This is a genomic window from Myxococcus sp. CA033 (genome assembly GCF_013336625.1).
GTDB classification, from domain to species: domain Bacteria; phylum Myxococcota; class Myxococcia; order Myxococcales; family Myxococcaceae; genus Myxococcus; species Myxococcus llanfairpwllgwyngyllgogerychwyrndrobwllllantysiliogogogochensis.
Map to the genome: position 1 here is coordinate 83,671 of NZ_JABUMU010000036.1, position 13,938 is coordinate 97,608.

The window sequence follows — 13,938 nt, forward strand, 5'->3', positions numbered from 1 at the left end:
TCATCAGCGCCGGCGTGGATGCATCGGCCGGGGTGAACGGGAGCACATCGCGTCCCAGTCCCCGGGCGCAAGTTAAGCACGCTGGCCGTCCGGCCGCTCGCGGGCCTGTCAGGCGATAGACGTCTCTCTCACGGAGTGAGACACGCAGGCGTGAACCGGCGAACGCTGGGCGAGCGACTTCGACCGACTCAGGACTCGGCGCTGTCGACACCGAAGATACGCAGCGCGTCGGAGGCATACGTGTCGAGTTGCCGCTGGGTCTCCGCGGCATCCCACCCCAGGCGAGGTGCGATGACCTCGGCCGCCACCTGGGCGGCACCACGGCCCAGGTCCCGCGTCTCGAAGCCGACCTTGAGTCGGCGGATCAGCAGGTCGGAGAGCGAGTGGACGAACTCGTGGGTGACACCCCAGACGGCCTCGGCGGCGCGGTACGGCAGGCCCTCGGCGAGCGGCCGGGCCAGCGCGGCGTCTTCGCGGGTGAGGTCCCACACCCGGCGCCAGCGACTGCCATAGGCGCGCACCAGGTGGGTGGCGGTGGCGGCGTCGCCGATGGTCTCCCGCGCGGCGGCGAGCTCCGCGTCCATGCGGGGGATGTCTCCGCCGGGCAGCGGCAGCGTCTCGGTGGGCGACTTGCGACGAGGCTGCCCGAGCTGACGCTCCACGGCGTCCACGACATCGCGAGCCATGACGCGGTAGGTGGTGAGCTTTCCGCCGCTGATGGCGAGCACGCCGGTGGGGCTCACGTCGATGTGGTGCTCGCGGCTGGCGCTGCCCGGGTCGGCCTGGGTTCCATGGTAGCCGGTGGCGGAGAGGGGACGAATGCCGGCCCAGGCGCTGACGACATCGGCGCGGGTGAGGTGGGCTTCGGGGAAGAAGGCGTTCGCGGACTCGAGGAGGTACGCGACATCGGTCTCACTGGCGCGCACCTCGGCCGGGTGGGCGCGCGTGGACGTCTCCGTGGTGCCGATGATGGTGAAGCCGTCGGCGGGCAGCACGAACATGACGCGGCCGTCCTTGGGGGACAGCAGCGTGAGGGCATCATGGTTGCCCAGCCGCTCGCGAGGGACGGAGATGTGGACACCCTTGCTGCCGCGCACCGCGTGCACGTTGCCGCCGGAGGCATCGAGCTTGCGAATCTCATCGCTCCACGGGCCGGTGGCGTTGACGATGGCGCGAGCGCGCACCGTGAGTTCCTGGCCCGTGAGGTGGTCCACCACCACGGCGCCTCGGGCGTGGCCGTCCACGACGGTGAGGCGCTGCACGGAGGCGTGATTGAGGACGACGGCGCCGGACTCGGAGGCGCCCAGGGCGTTGGCCAGGGTGAGACGAGCGTCGTCGGTGGCGGCGTCGTAGTAGCGGGCGCCGCCCTTGAGTTCGTCGGTGCGCAGGGCGGGCTCGGCCGCGTGGAGCTGCTCGCGGTTGAGTCGCTTGTAGCCCTTCACGTTCCGGAAGAGGGAGAGGGCGTCGTAGAGCATGAGGCCCGCGTTGAGCTTCCAGCGAGGCACGCGAGCACCGGCATAGACGGGCCAGACGAAGGCGAGCGGGCGGACCAGGTGCGGTGCGAGCTTGAGCAGGCGCTGGCGCTCGATGCTGGACTCGAAGACGAGGCCCAGGTGGCCGTGCTCGAGGTAGCGCAGGCCTCCGTGGATGAGTCGGGACGAGCGACTCGAGGTGCCGCTGGCGAAGTCCTCGCGCTCGACGAGCGCCACCTTGAGGCCGCGCAGGACGGCATCGCGCGCGGTGCCGGCACCGGTGACGCCACCTCCGATGACGAGGACATCGAACTCCTCGGTGGCCAGGGACTTCAGCCGCTCGGAGCGAGGCTTCGTCGGTGGGATGACCCCTTCGGTGGACTGCTGGCGAAGCGCCGCGGATTCAGAACGCACACGCGGATTGTAATAACGGTCCGCCCCCGGTGACACGGGAATCAATGCGGCGCGTCAAGCGGGCCACAGCACCCACATCCGCGAGGGAGGAATGGTGGACAACCTCCTGGGTGGAGTGACGCGGTGGAGGCGGAAGGCTCGTCCTGGAGGGGGGCGGGGCCGAGGGAGCCCACGGACCGTGGCGCCGACCCCGCGCGGGCGCACCTGGGACCGGAGGCCCCTGCCCTCACCCACGGGTGTTGTGAGCGCATGACGACACGCCAGACATCCGGACGACGGGCCCTGTCCGTATAGCACGCCGACATGGGTATCTCACCGCGCGTCACACACCGGGAACGCCGCACCCGGACGAGGACAGTGAAACAGCGTCGTCCAGCGCGGGTCATCGACGTCGGTCCGTCGGCGCGGGAGACAGAGACACGTTCCACGGCATCGCTGATGGCGCCAGCGTCGTCATCGGCATCGCGACAACCACGGAAGCGACCTGTCGATGCCAGCGCGTGGAGTGCTCGTTCACGCGAGCAATCCTGCATGTCATTCATTGTGCTGAATGGCGGGCATCACGTCGGTAGCTGCCTTGCGTGCATGGAGGAAGCCGGGTAGGAGGCGGCCACCGTCCTCTCCACCCGCTGACCGAGCCTTGCTGAATCCCCACGACCGACGAGACCTCGCGAGCCTGGGCCTGATGGTCCTGGTGTACGGGCTTGCCGTCGCGCCGGTGTTGCATGCGGTGGTGGGTCATGCGGGAGGACTGGGAGGGGCAGCGCATGTCCACGCCCATGGCGACAAGGCCCACTCGCACGGAGCCCGAGCCGAAGCGTCGCCCCTGTCGCCGGAGAGGCCACGGGAGACCGACGGTCATCGGCGTGAGGGTCACGGTCAGGATGGACACAAGCACCTGACAGGCTCGGTGGAGCACCTGAGCGCGGTGGCGACGACGTGGGCCATGGTCCATGTACCCGCTGTGCGCTGGGTCTCGTGGGTGACCGAAGTCGCGCGTGGGCCAGCTGTCGCGCCCGGAGCGTCGCCGCGACCGACGGCGATGCCACAAGGCCCGTAGTCCGGGGTCGGCGAATCATCCCCCGAATCCTTCGAGCGTGAGCCCGGTGCTCTCGTGCACGTCGTGCGCGAGGTGAGCACGGGGTGGTTCACGTGTTCTCGCACATTGCTTCCCGTCTCCACGACGGCGGGCTGTCACGACGATGAGCCAGCGGTGTCACGCGAGGTCCGCGTGCACGAGGGCGCGGAGCGTGGCCGTCCAGCCGTGGGTGTCTCCATGTCCGTGCGTGTCCTGGCCGTATTGTCGACCCCACTCCTGGCGTTGTGCCTGCCCTGCGTCGCCATGGCGCAGGAGTCCTCCGTGCGCACGGAGGCTGCGTCCACCACCGAGCCCCTCCGTGTGACGAACACGGAAGCCACGCGTGAGCACGAAGCCTCCCGAGATGGGGGTACGGCCGACGGCAAGCAGGAGTCCGAGGCGTCGGGCAACGCCACGTCCGCGCCAACCTTCCCCGCGGATGAGCGTGAGGCGGCCCCTAACCCCCTCACGGCCTCGCAAGACGAAGCCAGCACTCCCCCCGCGAGCCAGGACACCGCCACCGCGGGCACACCCGAATCACCGTCAGCACCAGGCACCGTGGTCCGAGGCACCAGGACGGCGCGAAGCGCGTCGGAAGTCACCCTGGGCCGGGACATCCTCGACGCGGCACCCCGCAGCAGCGCCGTCGACCTGCTGCGCGCCATCCCGGGGCTCGTGGCCTCGCAACACAGTGGCGAGGGCAAGGCCCACCAGCTCTTCCTGCGCGGCTTCGATGCGCTGCACGGACAGGACGTGGAGCTGGACGTCGCGGGCCTGCCGGTGAACGAGGTGAGCCACATCCACGCGCTGGGCTACGCGGACCTCAACTTCGTCATCCCCGAGGTCGTCCAATCCATCGAAGTCACCGAGGGCTCCTATCGCGCGTCACAGGGTGACTTCGCGGTCGCCGGCTCGGTGAGGATGGACCTGGGCGTGAAGGAGCAGGGCGTCCACTTCGCGGGCACGTTGGGTCAGTACCGCCAGCGTCGCCTCGTGGCCACGGTGCGCCCCGGAGATGACCCGGGAACCTTCGCCGCGGTGGAGCTCGGTGAGGGCAAGGGCTACGGCACACAGCGAGGCTACGGCCGGGCATCCCTGCTCGCGCAGGCGACGGCGCGACTCGGAGACGGGCTCACGGTACGAGCGCTCGGCGGCAGCTATGTCACGCGCTTCGACTCGCCCGGAGTGGTGCGCGAGGACGACCTGCTCACGGGCAACAGCGACTTCTTCTCCGCGTCCACGCCGCGCCAGGGAGGCACGGTGTCCCGCCACCAGTTGCTGCTCGGCGTGGACCTGCCCCGAGCAGGCAAGGGCCGCACGAAGCTGGAGCTCTTCGGAATCATCTCGGACCTGCGCCTGCGCAACAACTTCACCGGCTACCGGGTGGACGACCGGGGTGACGGACTGGAGCAGACGAACGACGCCACGGTGCTCGGAGCACGAGCGGAGCACCGTCGAAGCGTGACGGCGTTCGGCCGCCCCGTGACACTGGAGCTGGGCCTGGGCGCGCGGCGAGACGGCGTGGAGCAGTCGCAGCGTCGTTATCGCGAGTCGGACGGCACGTTCTTCTCCGACGAAGTGGACGCGCGCTTCACGCAGACGAACGTCTGGGGCTGGGCGGAGGGAAGGATGGCGCTCGGTCGCTGGGCGCTGCGCCTGGGCGGTCGCGCGGACGCGCTGGGCGTGGAGGTCTTCGACGCGCTCGCGTTCCGGGACCCGCGTTTCTATGACGGGCAGGGCTATTCGCGCAGTGCCTTCGGAGTGCACCTGGGCGCGAAGGCGGGCGTGGAGTACGCGCTGTCAGACGGCGCGGATGCGTGGAGGTTGTTCGCCAGCTATGGCGATGGCTTCCGTTCTCCGCAGGCGCGCAGCCTGTCCGAAGGTGAGCGGGCCCCCTTCGTCTCCGTGCACGGCGCGGAAGTGGGAGCGAGGAAGGACGGCGAGCGCTGGGCCGCGCAGCTCAGCGTCTTCGGCTCGCAGGTGGAGAACGACTTCTTCTTCGACCACACGGTGGGCACCACCGTGTACACGGGCGAGACGCTGCGCTCGGGAGTGACGGCGTCGCTCCAGGCGCGTCCTTTGCCCGGCATCGTCGCGGCGCTCAGTGGCACCGTGGCGCACGCCTACGTGACGGCGACGGACACGCTGCTGCCCTACTTCGCGCCGCTCGTCGCCAGGGCGGATATCGGCTGGGAGCGCCCGGTGGAGTGGCTCGGTGGAGAGGGCACCCTGTTCTCCATCGGCACGGGCCTGACGTTCCTCGGTCCGCGTCCCCTGCCCTTCGACGAGCGCAGCCAGGCGGTGTTCCTCGCGGACGCGGAGATGGGGCTGCGCCGGGGAGAGCTGGGCCTGCGGCTGGAGGTGAGGAACCTCCTCGACTCGCGCTGGAGGGATGGCGAGTTCGTCTACAGCTCGCGCTTCAACCCGAGCGCACCGGCCAGCCTCGTGCCGGCCAGACATTTCACCGCGGGGTCGCCTCGGATGGCCTCGCTCACCTTGGAGGTCCATCTATGAATCGCGGACGCATGCTGAAGAGCGCGGTGGCCATGGCCGCCGCGTCATCCCTGTCGTTCGGCTGTGGCAGCGAGGCGGAGCGCCGCGCGTTTCCCGTGGAGGTGACGGCCGCGACGCTGTCACAGGAGCCCAACGAGCGAGGGTGGCGAATCGTCCTCGACTCCGCGCACGTCTCCGTGGGTCCGGTGCGCTTCTTCGAGGGCCGCGTGTTGCTGTCGAGCCGCGCCACGCCGCGCTTCGACTGGTACTCGCTCATCGGCGGGACGGCGCACGCGCATCCGGGCCACTACGTGCCGGGCGACGCGCTGGGCGAACTGCTGGAGACGCACACGGTGGACCTGCTCGGGGGTGTCAGCGTCATGGGCACGGCGAGCGCGGTGACGGGCGAGTACGGCTCGTTGGAGCTGACGCTCGCGACGCCCACGGACGCGCAGGGAGTCCTGAAGGGCCACGCGATGCGAGTGGTCGGCACGGCGACGAACCCGGATGGAGGCCAGGTGCGTTTCGATGTGGACGCGGACCTGCCCAAGCCGGTGGCCGGAGTGCGCTTCGAGAAGTCCCTCGGGACGGAGATGGGCCGGGTGCGCATCTCCGTGGACCTGAGGAAGTGGATGGACCGCATCGACTTCGCCACCGCGACCGACCCGGACGCGGATGGCGTCTACACCTTCCCCGCCGACAGTCAGGCGCGCAACGCGCTGCTGCGGGGCGTGGAAGACACAACCGCCTACGTGGTGACGTGGGAAGAAGGAGCCGTGCAATGAAGAACTGGATGCTGGGGTTGTCGTGCCTGGGACTCGTCGCGTGCAGCGATGGCACGGGCAACGTGACGTTCACCACCTATGGCGAGGACTACATCGAGAAGGAGATTCCCGCCGCGGTGGGCGAGGAGGCGGGCTTCGTCGACGGCTGGACGGTGCGCTTCTCGAAGTTCGTCGTGGTGCTGAGCGAGGTGAAGGTGAAGACGCAGGACGACGTGGCCGCGCAGCAGACGCAGGCCCGCGTGTTCGACGTGCACAAGCCGGGACCGGTGGTGGTGGAGTCCTTCAAGGACCTGGACGCGCGAGAGTGGGACGACATCAGCTACGCGATTGCCCCGGTGGCGAGCGCCGTGGCGGGCAACGCGGACGCGCAGGACGTGGAGCGGATGAAGACGGAGGGCCTCAGCCTGCTCGTGGTGGGCACCGCGACGAAGGGCGGCGTGACGAAGCAGTTCGACTGGGGCTTCAAGACGAACACGCTCTACGAGCGCTGCGAGAGCCCGGAGCTGGGCGCGGGCGTGACGGTGCCCAAGGATGGCGAGGAGACGGTGCAGCTCACCATCCACGGCGACCACCTCTTCTTCGATGACCTCCAGTCGCCGGACGCGAAGATGCGCTTCGACGCGATGGCGGCGGCGGACAGGCTGGGCATCGCGGGTCCGGACGGTGTGGTGACGCTGGAGGAGCTGGCGACGGTGGACCTCACGGAGCTGCCGGCGGAGCAGTACGGCACGGGTGGCGCGGGCAACGTGCGCAACCTGCGCGACTTCGTCACGGCGTTGGTGCGCACCGCGGGCCACTTCCGTGGCGAGGGCGAGTGCTCGCCCAAGGCACGCTGAAGCAAGGCCACCGGGACACAGTGGCCCCCGTCGTTCCATCTCCGGTTCGCTGGTCCGGCCGGAGATGGGACGACTGATGCAATCAGTGATTGTTCTTCGACGGGTCGGGGCGTCCATTGCCGCCAGGCGTGCCGCCCGGAGTCGTGGACGGGGGGCTCTTGCTGCCCCCGTGGTTCGGGTTCATCTGGTTGGAGCGGTTGTCCTGCGCGGACTTCTGCGACGGGTTGTTGGGATTCTTCGTATCGGAGCGCTGGTCATTCGCGCTCGGCGTCTTGCCACTTCCCTTGTTGCCCATGGACGAGTCCTCCGGAGTCCCGAGCAGACAGTTGCTCGAGAGGGCCGCACCGTAGAGAGGGGCTCGCGAAGGGACACTCGAACGGCGGGCTCGCCACGCTGTCATGAAGCGTACGTCCGCGCGGTGGGTCCCCGGCGTTGCGGGCCTCCGTTCGTACGTGCGGGGATGGCGATGCGCGCCTGAGTGCCTACCTCCCTCCCACGGAGGTGATGGGCGTGAGAACGATGACCTATGAGCGCAGCGGCCGGACGAACACGGCGGCCCAGGCACTGAGGGTGGAAGGACTCAAGCACCTGTGGGTCCTGGAGCAGGGAGAGGTGATATCGGAGCGAGACCTCACTCCGCACGAGGCGCGAAGCCTGGCACCTCTTCTGGAGGAGGCGACTCGGCAGCCGGCGCCCGCGGTGCTCGTTCCCCAAGCGGGAGGGCCGGATGGCCTCGCGGTGACGCTCGCCTTCGAGGACGAAGAGTCACCCCGGGTCCGCCTGGCCACGGAGCGACTGCCCGCGCACGGAGCGGGGCCGCACTACGACGCCCTGCTCGGGGAGCTGGATGCGCTGCTGACGCGGGAGCTGCACGCCAGGGCGCCGCGACACGCGCACGCGGTGCTACCGCACCAGCTTCGTCAGGAAGAGTAGCCGAGGCCCGAGCACCGCCACTTCTCACGCGGAGGCGTCGACGGTGACGGCGCTCTCCAGGGGCAGCCGGACGATGAAGGTCGAGCCGGCGTTGGGTCGGCTCTCCACGCGAATGTCGCCGTGGAGGGCCTCGACAATCTGCCGGACAATCCAGAGGCCCAGGCCGAAGCCGCTGTAGTGGCGTTGGGACACGGCGCGCTCGAAGCGGTGGAAGATGCGCGACTGGTCCTCAAGCGCGATGCCGATGCCCTGGTCCTTCACGCTCAGCCGCGCGAAGTCTCCTTCCCGGGTGACGTGGACTTCCACGGGCCGTTGCGCGCCGTACTTGAAGGCATTGGAGAGCAGGTTGGTGATGACCTGCTCCACGCGCACCCGGTCCCAGGAGCCGACCAGGGGCTCGGCCACGACGAGTCGCACCGAGCACCGCGCGCCCGCCGCATCCTCCTGGACGCGGGAGACCAGGTCCTGCGTGAGCGAGGCCAGGTCCACCGGCTCGCGATGCAGGTCGAGCCGTCCCGCGCGGATGCGGGACACATCGAGCAACGTCGCGACGAGCTGATGCAGTTGAGCCACGGAGCGCAGCGTGGCGTCGACCCGACGGTGCACGAGCGAGACGGTGCCCTCGGCATCCACGGCGGGTGCCGCGCGAAGGAGGAACTGGAGCTGGAGCTGGACGGAGGTGATGGGTGTGCGCAGCTCGTGACTGGCGATGGAGAGGAACTCGTCACGGGCCTGGACGGCCTCGCGCAGGTCCCGAGCCAGGTCCTCCGCCGCGCGCCGAGCCACCACCAGCCCCGTGACTTCCACGGCCACGGCCATGACGCCCTGAATGACGCCGCGAGCATCGCGCCACGGTTGCCAGGTGAAGTCATGGAACCGCTGCTGTCGGGAGAGCGAGGGGGTGACGTAGGGCGAGGCGGACGCCAGGGGCACTTCGCGACCGGAGAAGGGCCTCCCTTCGCGATAGACCTCATCGAGGAGGCGCAGCATGCCCGGGTCCAGCGAGGGCTGGACGTCACGCAGCGGCTTGCCGATGGCGGCGCCATCGACATCCAGCAGGGCGCGAGCCTGGGGATTCAGCAGCGCGCAGACATGGTCGGGGCCATGGAAGACGGCGATGGCGGTGGGGGCCTGGAGGAAGAGCGACTCCATGCGCTCGCGTTGAGCCTGGGCTTCGCCCAACGCGGCATGCTCGCGCGCGAGCAACTGCGAGCGTTCGAGTTCGAGCTGCCGACGCGAGGTCGCATCGCGGAACATCCACACCGCGCCGAGGTCCTCACCGTCGCGCCCCTTGAGCGGTGCGATGCACTCCTCGATGGGGAGTTCTCCGCCATCACGTCGCTTCAAGGCGCGCGGCCACTGGGACCACGACGCGGGCGTCGTCGGGTGGCGTATGGGGAACGAGCCGGATTCAGGTCGGGAGCGCAGCACCTTCGTCAGGGGGGCTCCGACAGCTTCTTCTTCTGGACACTGGAGCAGCTGCGCGGCGGCAGGATTGAGGTAGCGCACGATGCCATTCGCATCCGTGGCCAGGACCGCGTCGCCAAGGCTCCGCAGCAGGCGAGCCTCCAGCACCTCGTGCGACGGAGCGGGCGCGCGTTCAAGCGAGGAAGACCCGATGGCGCCAGGCCCCATGGAGCGCCGGCCCGCCAGGAGGCCAACGAGTCCCCCCACGGCGAGGAACAGGGCGATCTCCAAGGCGACGGTGGCGACAGGGCTCGGGGAGGCGCTGGAGGCCACGGCGAACGAGCCCAACAGCGTCGCCAGCCAGGCGGGGCCCGCGCCACCGACGAGCGCCGCGACGAGGACCGCTGCGATGGAGCAGAGGACACCCAGGGACGCGGGAAGAGGCCCCAGCACCCACGGCAGCACCCAGACGGAACCCGCGCAGAGCACGGCCACCCCGTGCCGAGCCCACACGGGGCGCGCGAGGGCGGCCAATCTGAAATGGAGAGCGTGCGCACGCATCGGACGGCGTCTCGCTTCCTGGACAAAGGCTTCACACACCGGATGACAGGAGCGCAGGGAGACTCTCGAGGCGACAGCCCGTCGGCGCGGATCTTCACCTGGACTCGCGGTGAAAGGCAAACACGGGAGAAGGAGGGGCGCGCGGTCCAGGTGACATGTGACAAAGCATGAACAATAAGCAGACGAGCGGGCAGCGGTGAGTGAAGGCACGAGCAGGGGGGAGGGTGTGGTTGCCGAGCGCCCCGCGTTCTGTGAAGAGAGAGACATGACGCGTGTGCAGTTCTCCGTGCACCGCACGGTGGGAGAGGCGCGGTTGCTGGCGGGAACGCTGGAAGCCGAGGGAATGTCCGTGGAGGTGCGCGGCGAAGCCCTCGTTCCGCTGAGCGGGGAGATTCCTAGCGGGGAGACGTGGGTGGAGCTCTGGCTCCTGCCCGGCGACGTGGAGCAAGCGCGGGAAGTGGTGGCGGAGTTGAAGAAGGACGAAGAGGAAGCGTCGCGCACGGTGGAGTGCCCGGGCTGTCGGGAGGAGAACCCCGGCAACTTCGAGTTGTGCTGGAGCTGCGGGGTGGAGCTGCCCCGAGGGCTGCGGACCCGACTTCGCGCGGTGTGAGCGGCGACGCCTGCTCGGGGAGACGGGAAGTGCGAAGGACGGAAGCAGGGCAACAGGAGCCGCTGGACGCGCCTTCATCGCGCGCCGACGCGGCTGTCACCCACCCGGGGCGCCGACGAGGCCTGCGCGGCATGGTGATTGTGTGTGGAGTGGCGGTGCTGCTTCACCTCATCCCGCTCCTGTTGCCGAGGAACATGCCCGAGCAGGAGCTGGCCATCGCCCGGGTGACGCAGGGCGTGGAGGCGCGGGTGAAGCTGCTGCTTCCGCTGCGAGCGCATCCGAAGGCGACCGCCGCCGAGCTGCGGGAGGCCGCGGAGTTGCTGCTCGAAGGCGCGCCCGCCGAGGCCCGTGAGCTGGCCCAGGAGGCGGAGCGGCGGGAGCCGGCGGCCGTGGAGACACAGCTGCTCCTCGCGCGCATCTGCGACATGGAGCGGATGGAGCGCTGTGTGCGCGCCTCACTGGAGCGAGCGGTCCAGGTGGCACCTGGTGATGCGCGACCGGACATCCTTCGAGCGGAGCTGAAGGAGAAGAGTGGAGACGTGGTGGGAGCCAGCGAGGCAATGAGGGCCGCGTTTGGCAAGGCGCCCGCGGATCCGCTCATCGGCTTGCGGTATGTGCGCCTGCTGCGCGCGGCCGAGCAGCCTTCGGAGGCCCTGTCCGTGCTCGCGGCGCTTCAAGGGAAGGTGCCCCGGGCGCGGTTGCTGGTGGAGCAAGGGCTGGTGCTGAGCGCGGACGGGAAGGACGCGGAGGCGGTGGCGGTGTTCCGGAAGGCGACGCAGGAGGACCCCCGGCTCTCGCTCGCGCAGTTCGAGCTGGGGCTGGCGTTGTTTCGCGTGGGGGAGCTGGATGCCGCGCAGGACGCGTTGAGGCAGGCGGACCGACTGGACCTGGGAAGCCCCAAGTCACTCGCGGCACTCTGCGCGCTTCAGCTCCAGGCGAGGCTCATTGAGGACGCGCGACTGACGCGAATGGACCTGGAGCGACGCTTCTCGGGGCGGATGGAGCTGATTCGACAGTCGTGCAGCATTCCCTGAGCCGAGACTCCGGCCGTGTTCACCGAGGCTCGATTCCTCGAATCTGGCGAAGCATCCGGGCGGAGGCCTTGACCTCCGGGTCCACGGCGCCATCGACGCGTTCGGTGCGCACAACGGCCTGGAGGTAGGCGAGCGCCTCGTCGTCGCGCTGTTGCTGGAAGAGGAACTCTCCGAGCGCGAAGCGGGCCTGTGTCAGCAGGATGAGGTCGTCCGCGGCGACGGAGGCATCGATGGCATCGCTGAGCGCGGACTCGGCCAGCTCGGGTTGTCCTCGAGCGAGGAGCTCGCGAGCCCTCTGCAGGTGTTCCTGGACGTTCATGGCGAGACGGGAGCGTGGGACGAGGGGGGACGACGAGGGCTTCTCCGGGGTAAGGGTAGGCCCCATGGACGAGAAGCGCATCGCCGAGCTGGAGATTCGCTACATGCAGCAGCAGGAGACGCTGCAGGAACTGAGCGACGTGCTCTATCAGCAGCAGCGAGTCATCGAAGCGCTGCGAGTGGAGCTGGACATGCTGAAGAAGAAGCTGGAGGCGGAGCCCGGGCTGGTGGATGCCCGGCAGCACGAGCGTCCGCCCCACTACTGAGGGGTCAGAACTTGTAGCCCAGGCGCAGACCGATGACGGGGTCGGGTTCCAGGTAGCCCACCTCGACGCCGATGCTGGCCGCCTTGCCCTGGAGGCCGAAGCCGAAGGCCGCATGGGCTCGGAGCGCGTCTCCTCGGCCCATGACGATCCAAGGGCCCACGAGCCCCTCTACGTAGACCTTGGCGCTGGTGATGTTGGCGCGAATGACGAGGTCCAGGGGGATGCCCACGTCATTGCCATCCGTGATGAGCGCCGCGCCGAAGCGGGCTCCGACGGAGATTGGCCCGGTGATACGGCCTTCCACGCCGAGCAGGAAGCTGAAGGCCGCGCTCTGATCAATCCAATAGTCGGCTCCGAGCCCAAGGCGAACCGTGGCGGCTTCCGAGCTCATGGGCGTGACGAAGAATCCGGCCGCGAGCAGAACACCGAGCGAGGGACGAAGCAGCTTCATGCGGGAGGCTCCTCTGCGTGAAGGGGGCCACCACTCAAGCAAGCCACGTGGGGCGAGGCCAGCCACACGAGGCGTTCCCTCCTCTGTTCCGTCTCTTTTTCCGCCGCGTGCACCAACGACAGCGGAACACCGACAGCCTCAACGGACCTGAGCCGGTCCTCGCAGGAAGCACGGGCTCGTTTCGCGCAATGAGGGACTGGGGAGGGGGAAGCACGAGCCTCGTCTTGCCGCCCGAGGCGAGCACGAGCCTCGTCTCGCTGCCCGAGGCGAGCATGGGGAGGGGGAAACACGAGCCTCGTCTTGCCGCCCGAGGCGAGCCTGGGGAGAGGAAGCACGAGCCTCGTCTCCGCTGCCCGAGACGGGCCCGGGGAGACGAAGCACGAGCCTCGTCTCGCTCGAGGAGGGACTTGGGAGCGGCGAGTTCGAGCCGGCGGTGAGAGCAGCGGCATGAAACAAGGCGCGCCGTTAGAGGCTTCGCATGAAAGCCATTCGCTATCACGAGGTAGGGGGGCCGGAAGTGCTACGCCTGGACGAAGTACCGGAGCCGACTCCAGGTCCGGGCGAGGTCCGCATCCGGGTGAAGGCCGCGGGGGTGAACTTCGCGGACACGGAGCGGCGTCGCGGCCTGTATGACGCGACCTCGCCGTTGCCCAGAATCCTTGGAAGCGAAGCCGCCGGCATCGTGGACGGGGTGGGGCCAGGGGTCGATGCGAAGTGGGTCGGTCGCCGGGTGGTGGCCCTCGCGCCGCGCTGCTACGCGGAGTTCGCGACGACCGCCGAAGAGGAACTGCTCGAGCTTCCTGAGCACGTTTCGTTCGAGGAGGCCGCCGGGCTGCTGGTCCAGGGGCTCACGGCCTGGCACCTGATACACACGTCGGCGCAGCTTCAGCAGGGCCAGCGAGTGTTGATTCACGCGGCGGCGGGAGGAGTTGGACTCCTGGCCATCCAGCTCGCGAAACAAGCAGGTGCGACAGTGCTCGGAACGGTCTCGAGCGAGGAGAAGGCAAAGCTCGCGCGCGAGTCCGGAGCCGATGATGTTTTTGTCTACGGAGGGACCGCCTCAGTCGCTGAGTGGGTGCGCACCGTCACGCAAGGAGCTGGAGTGGAGGTGGTGCTGGACTCCGTGGGTGCCAGCACGTGGGCAAGCAGCCTGGAGTCGCTGGCGGCCTTCGGGCACCTGGTGGCGTACGGGAGCGCGAGCGGGCCCCCGGCGGCGGTGGAGGTGGAGACGCTGTACGCGAAGTCGCTGAAAGTCAGCGCGTACTGGCTGCGCACACCGC

The 13,938-nt window shown here is 69.2% G+C and carries 13 protein-coding genes; 8 read left to right on the top strand and 5 right to left on the bottom strand.

Going from position 1 to position 13,938, the window contains the following annotated elements; translation table 11 throughout:
• Window positions 1-188: 188 nt before the first annotated feature.
• A complete protein-coding gene (gene glpD / locus HUA78_RS43765; protein WP_174478909.1) occupies window positions 189-1,886 on the bottom strand; it encodes a glycerol-3-phosphate dehydrogenase in 1,698 nt (565 codons plus the stop codon).
• A 1,276-nt stretch (window positions 1,887-3,162) separates the two neighbouring features.
• Between glpD and HUA78_RS43770 the strand changes: the two genes are divergently transcribed.
• Genes HUA78_RS43770 through HUA78_RS43780 form a run of 3 tightly spaced genes read left to right on the top strand, consistent with a single transcriptional unit; the run spans window position 3,163 to window position 7,078 of the window.
• Window positions 3,163-5,478, top strand: a complete 2,316-nt coding sequence (locus HUA78_RS43770; RefSeq protein ID WP_254624228.1) for a TonB-dependent receptor — start codon at window positions 3,163-3,165, stop codon at window positions 5,476-5,478.
• The gene (locus tag HUA78_RS43775) at window positions 5,475-6,242 is read left to right on the top strand and encodes a hypothetical protein (protein ID WP_174478910.1); all 768 of its coding nucleotides are present in this window, start codon (window positions 5,475-5,477) and stop codon (window positions 6,240-6,242) included. Before HUA78_RS43770 ends, HUA78_RS43775 begins: the two co-directional genes overlap by 4 nt.
• Window positions 6,239-7,078, top strand: a complete 840-nt coding sequence (locus HUA78_RS43780; protein ID WP_141642768.1) for a hypothetical protein — start codon at window positions 6,239-6,241, stop codon at window positions 7,076-7,078. Before HUA78_RS43775 ends, HUA78_RS43780 begins: the two co-directional genes overlap by 4 nt.
• An 82-nt stretch (window positions 7,079-7,160) precedes the next feature.
• On the opposite strand, the gene HUA78_RS43785 is transcribed toward HUA78_RS43780, so the two are convergent.
• A complete protein-coding gene (locus tag HUA78_RS43785) occupies window positions 7,161-7,373 on the bottom strand; it encodes a hypothetical protein (RefSeq protein ID WP_174458143.1) in 213 nt (70 codons plus the stop codon).
• 215 nt (window positions 7,374-7,588) lie between these two features.
• On the opposite strand from HUA78_RS43785, the gene HUA78_RS43790 reads away from it, so the two are divergent.
• Window positions 7,589-8,011, top strand: a complete 423-nt coding sequence (locus HUA78_RS43790; RefSeq protein ID WP_141642766.1) for a hypothetical protein — start codon at window positions 7,589-7,591, stop codon at window positions 8,009-8,011.
• A gap of 24 nt (window positions 8,012-8,035) precedes the next feature.
• Here HUA78_RS43790 and HUA78_RS43795 read toward each other — a convergent pair whose 3' ends face one another.
• A complete protein-coding gene (locus HUA78_RS43795; protein WP_174478911.1) occupies window positions 8,036-9,952 on the bottom strand; it encodes an ATP-binding protein in 1,917 nt (638 codons plus the stop codon).
• A 292-nt stretch (window positions 9,953-10,244) separates the two neighbouring features.
• Here HUA78_RS43795 and HUA78_RS43800 point away from each other — a divergent pair, with 292 nt between their 5' ends.
• A complete protein-coding gene (locus tag HUA78_RS43800) occupies window positions 10,245-10,589 on the top strand; it encodes a DUF2007 domain-containing protein (RefSeq protein ID WP_141642764.1) in 345 nt (114 codons plus the stop codon).
• A gap of 29 nt (window positions 10,590-10,618) precedes the next feature.
• Window positions 10,619-11,623: a hypothetical protein gene (locus HUA78_RS43805; protein ID WP_371745808.1), complete on the top strand. Its 1,005-nt coding sequence runs from the start codon at window positions 10,619-10,621 to the stop codon at window positions 11,621-11,623.
• 19 nt (window positions 11,624-11,642) lie between these two features.
• Here HUA78_RS43805 and HUA78_RS43810 read toward each other — a convergent pair whose 3' ends face one another.
• Window positions 11,643-11,942 carry a hypothetical protein gene (locus HUA78_RS43810; RefSeq protein ID WP_141642763.1) on the bottom strand — a complete coding sequence of 100 codons (300 nt, stop codon included), beginning with the start codon at window positions 11,940-11,942 and terminating at the stop codon, window positions 11,643-11,645.
• Between the two features lie 64 nt (window positions 11,943-12,006).
• Here HUA78_RS43810 and HUA78_RS43815 point away from each other — a divergent pair, with 64 nt between their 5' ends.
• The gene (locus tag HUA78_RS43815) at window positions 12,007-12,207 is read left to right on the top strand and encodes a SlyX family protein (protein ID WP_174458140.1); all 201 of its coding nucleotides are present in this window, start codon (window positions 12,007-12,009) and stop codon (window positions 12,205-12,207) included.
• A 4-nt stretch (window positions 12,208-12,211) separates the two neighbouring features.
• Here the strand turns inward: HUA78_RS43815 and HUA78_RS43820 are convergent, their stop codons facing one another.
• Entirely contained in the window at window positions 12,212-12,658 is a 447-nt protein-coding gene (locus HUA78_RS43820; protein WP_141642761.1) for a hypothetical protein, read from the bottom strand.
• Between the two features lie 478 nt (window positions 12,659-13,136).
• Here HUA78_RS43820 and HUA78_RS43825 point away from each other — a divergent pair.
• A partial coding sequence (locus HUA78_RS43825; RefSeq protein WP_174478912.1) for a zinc-binding dehydrogenase occupies window positions 13,137-13,938 on the top strand: 802 nt, incomplete at its 3' end.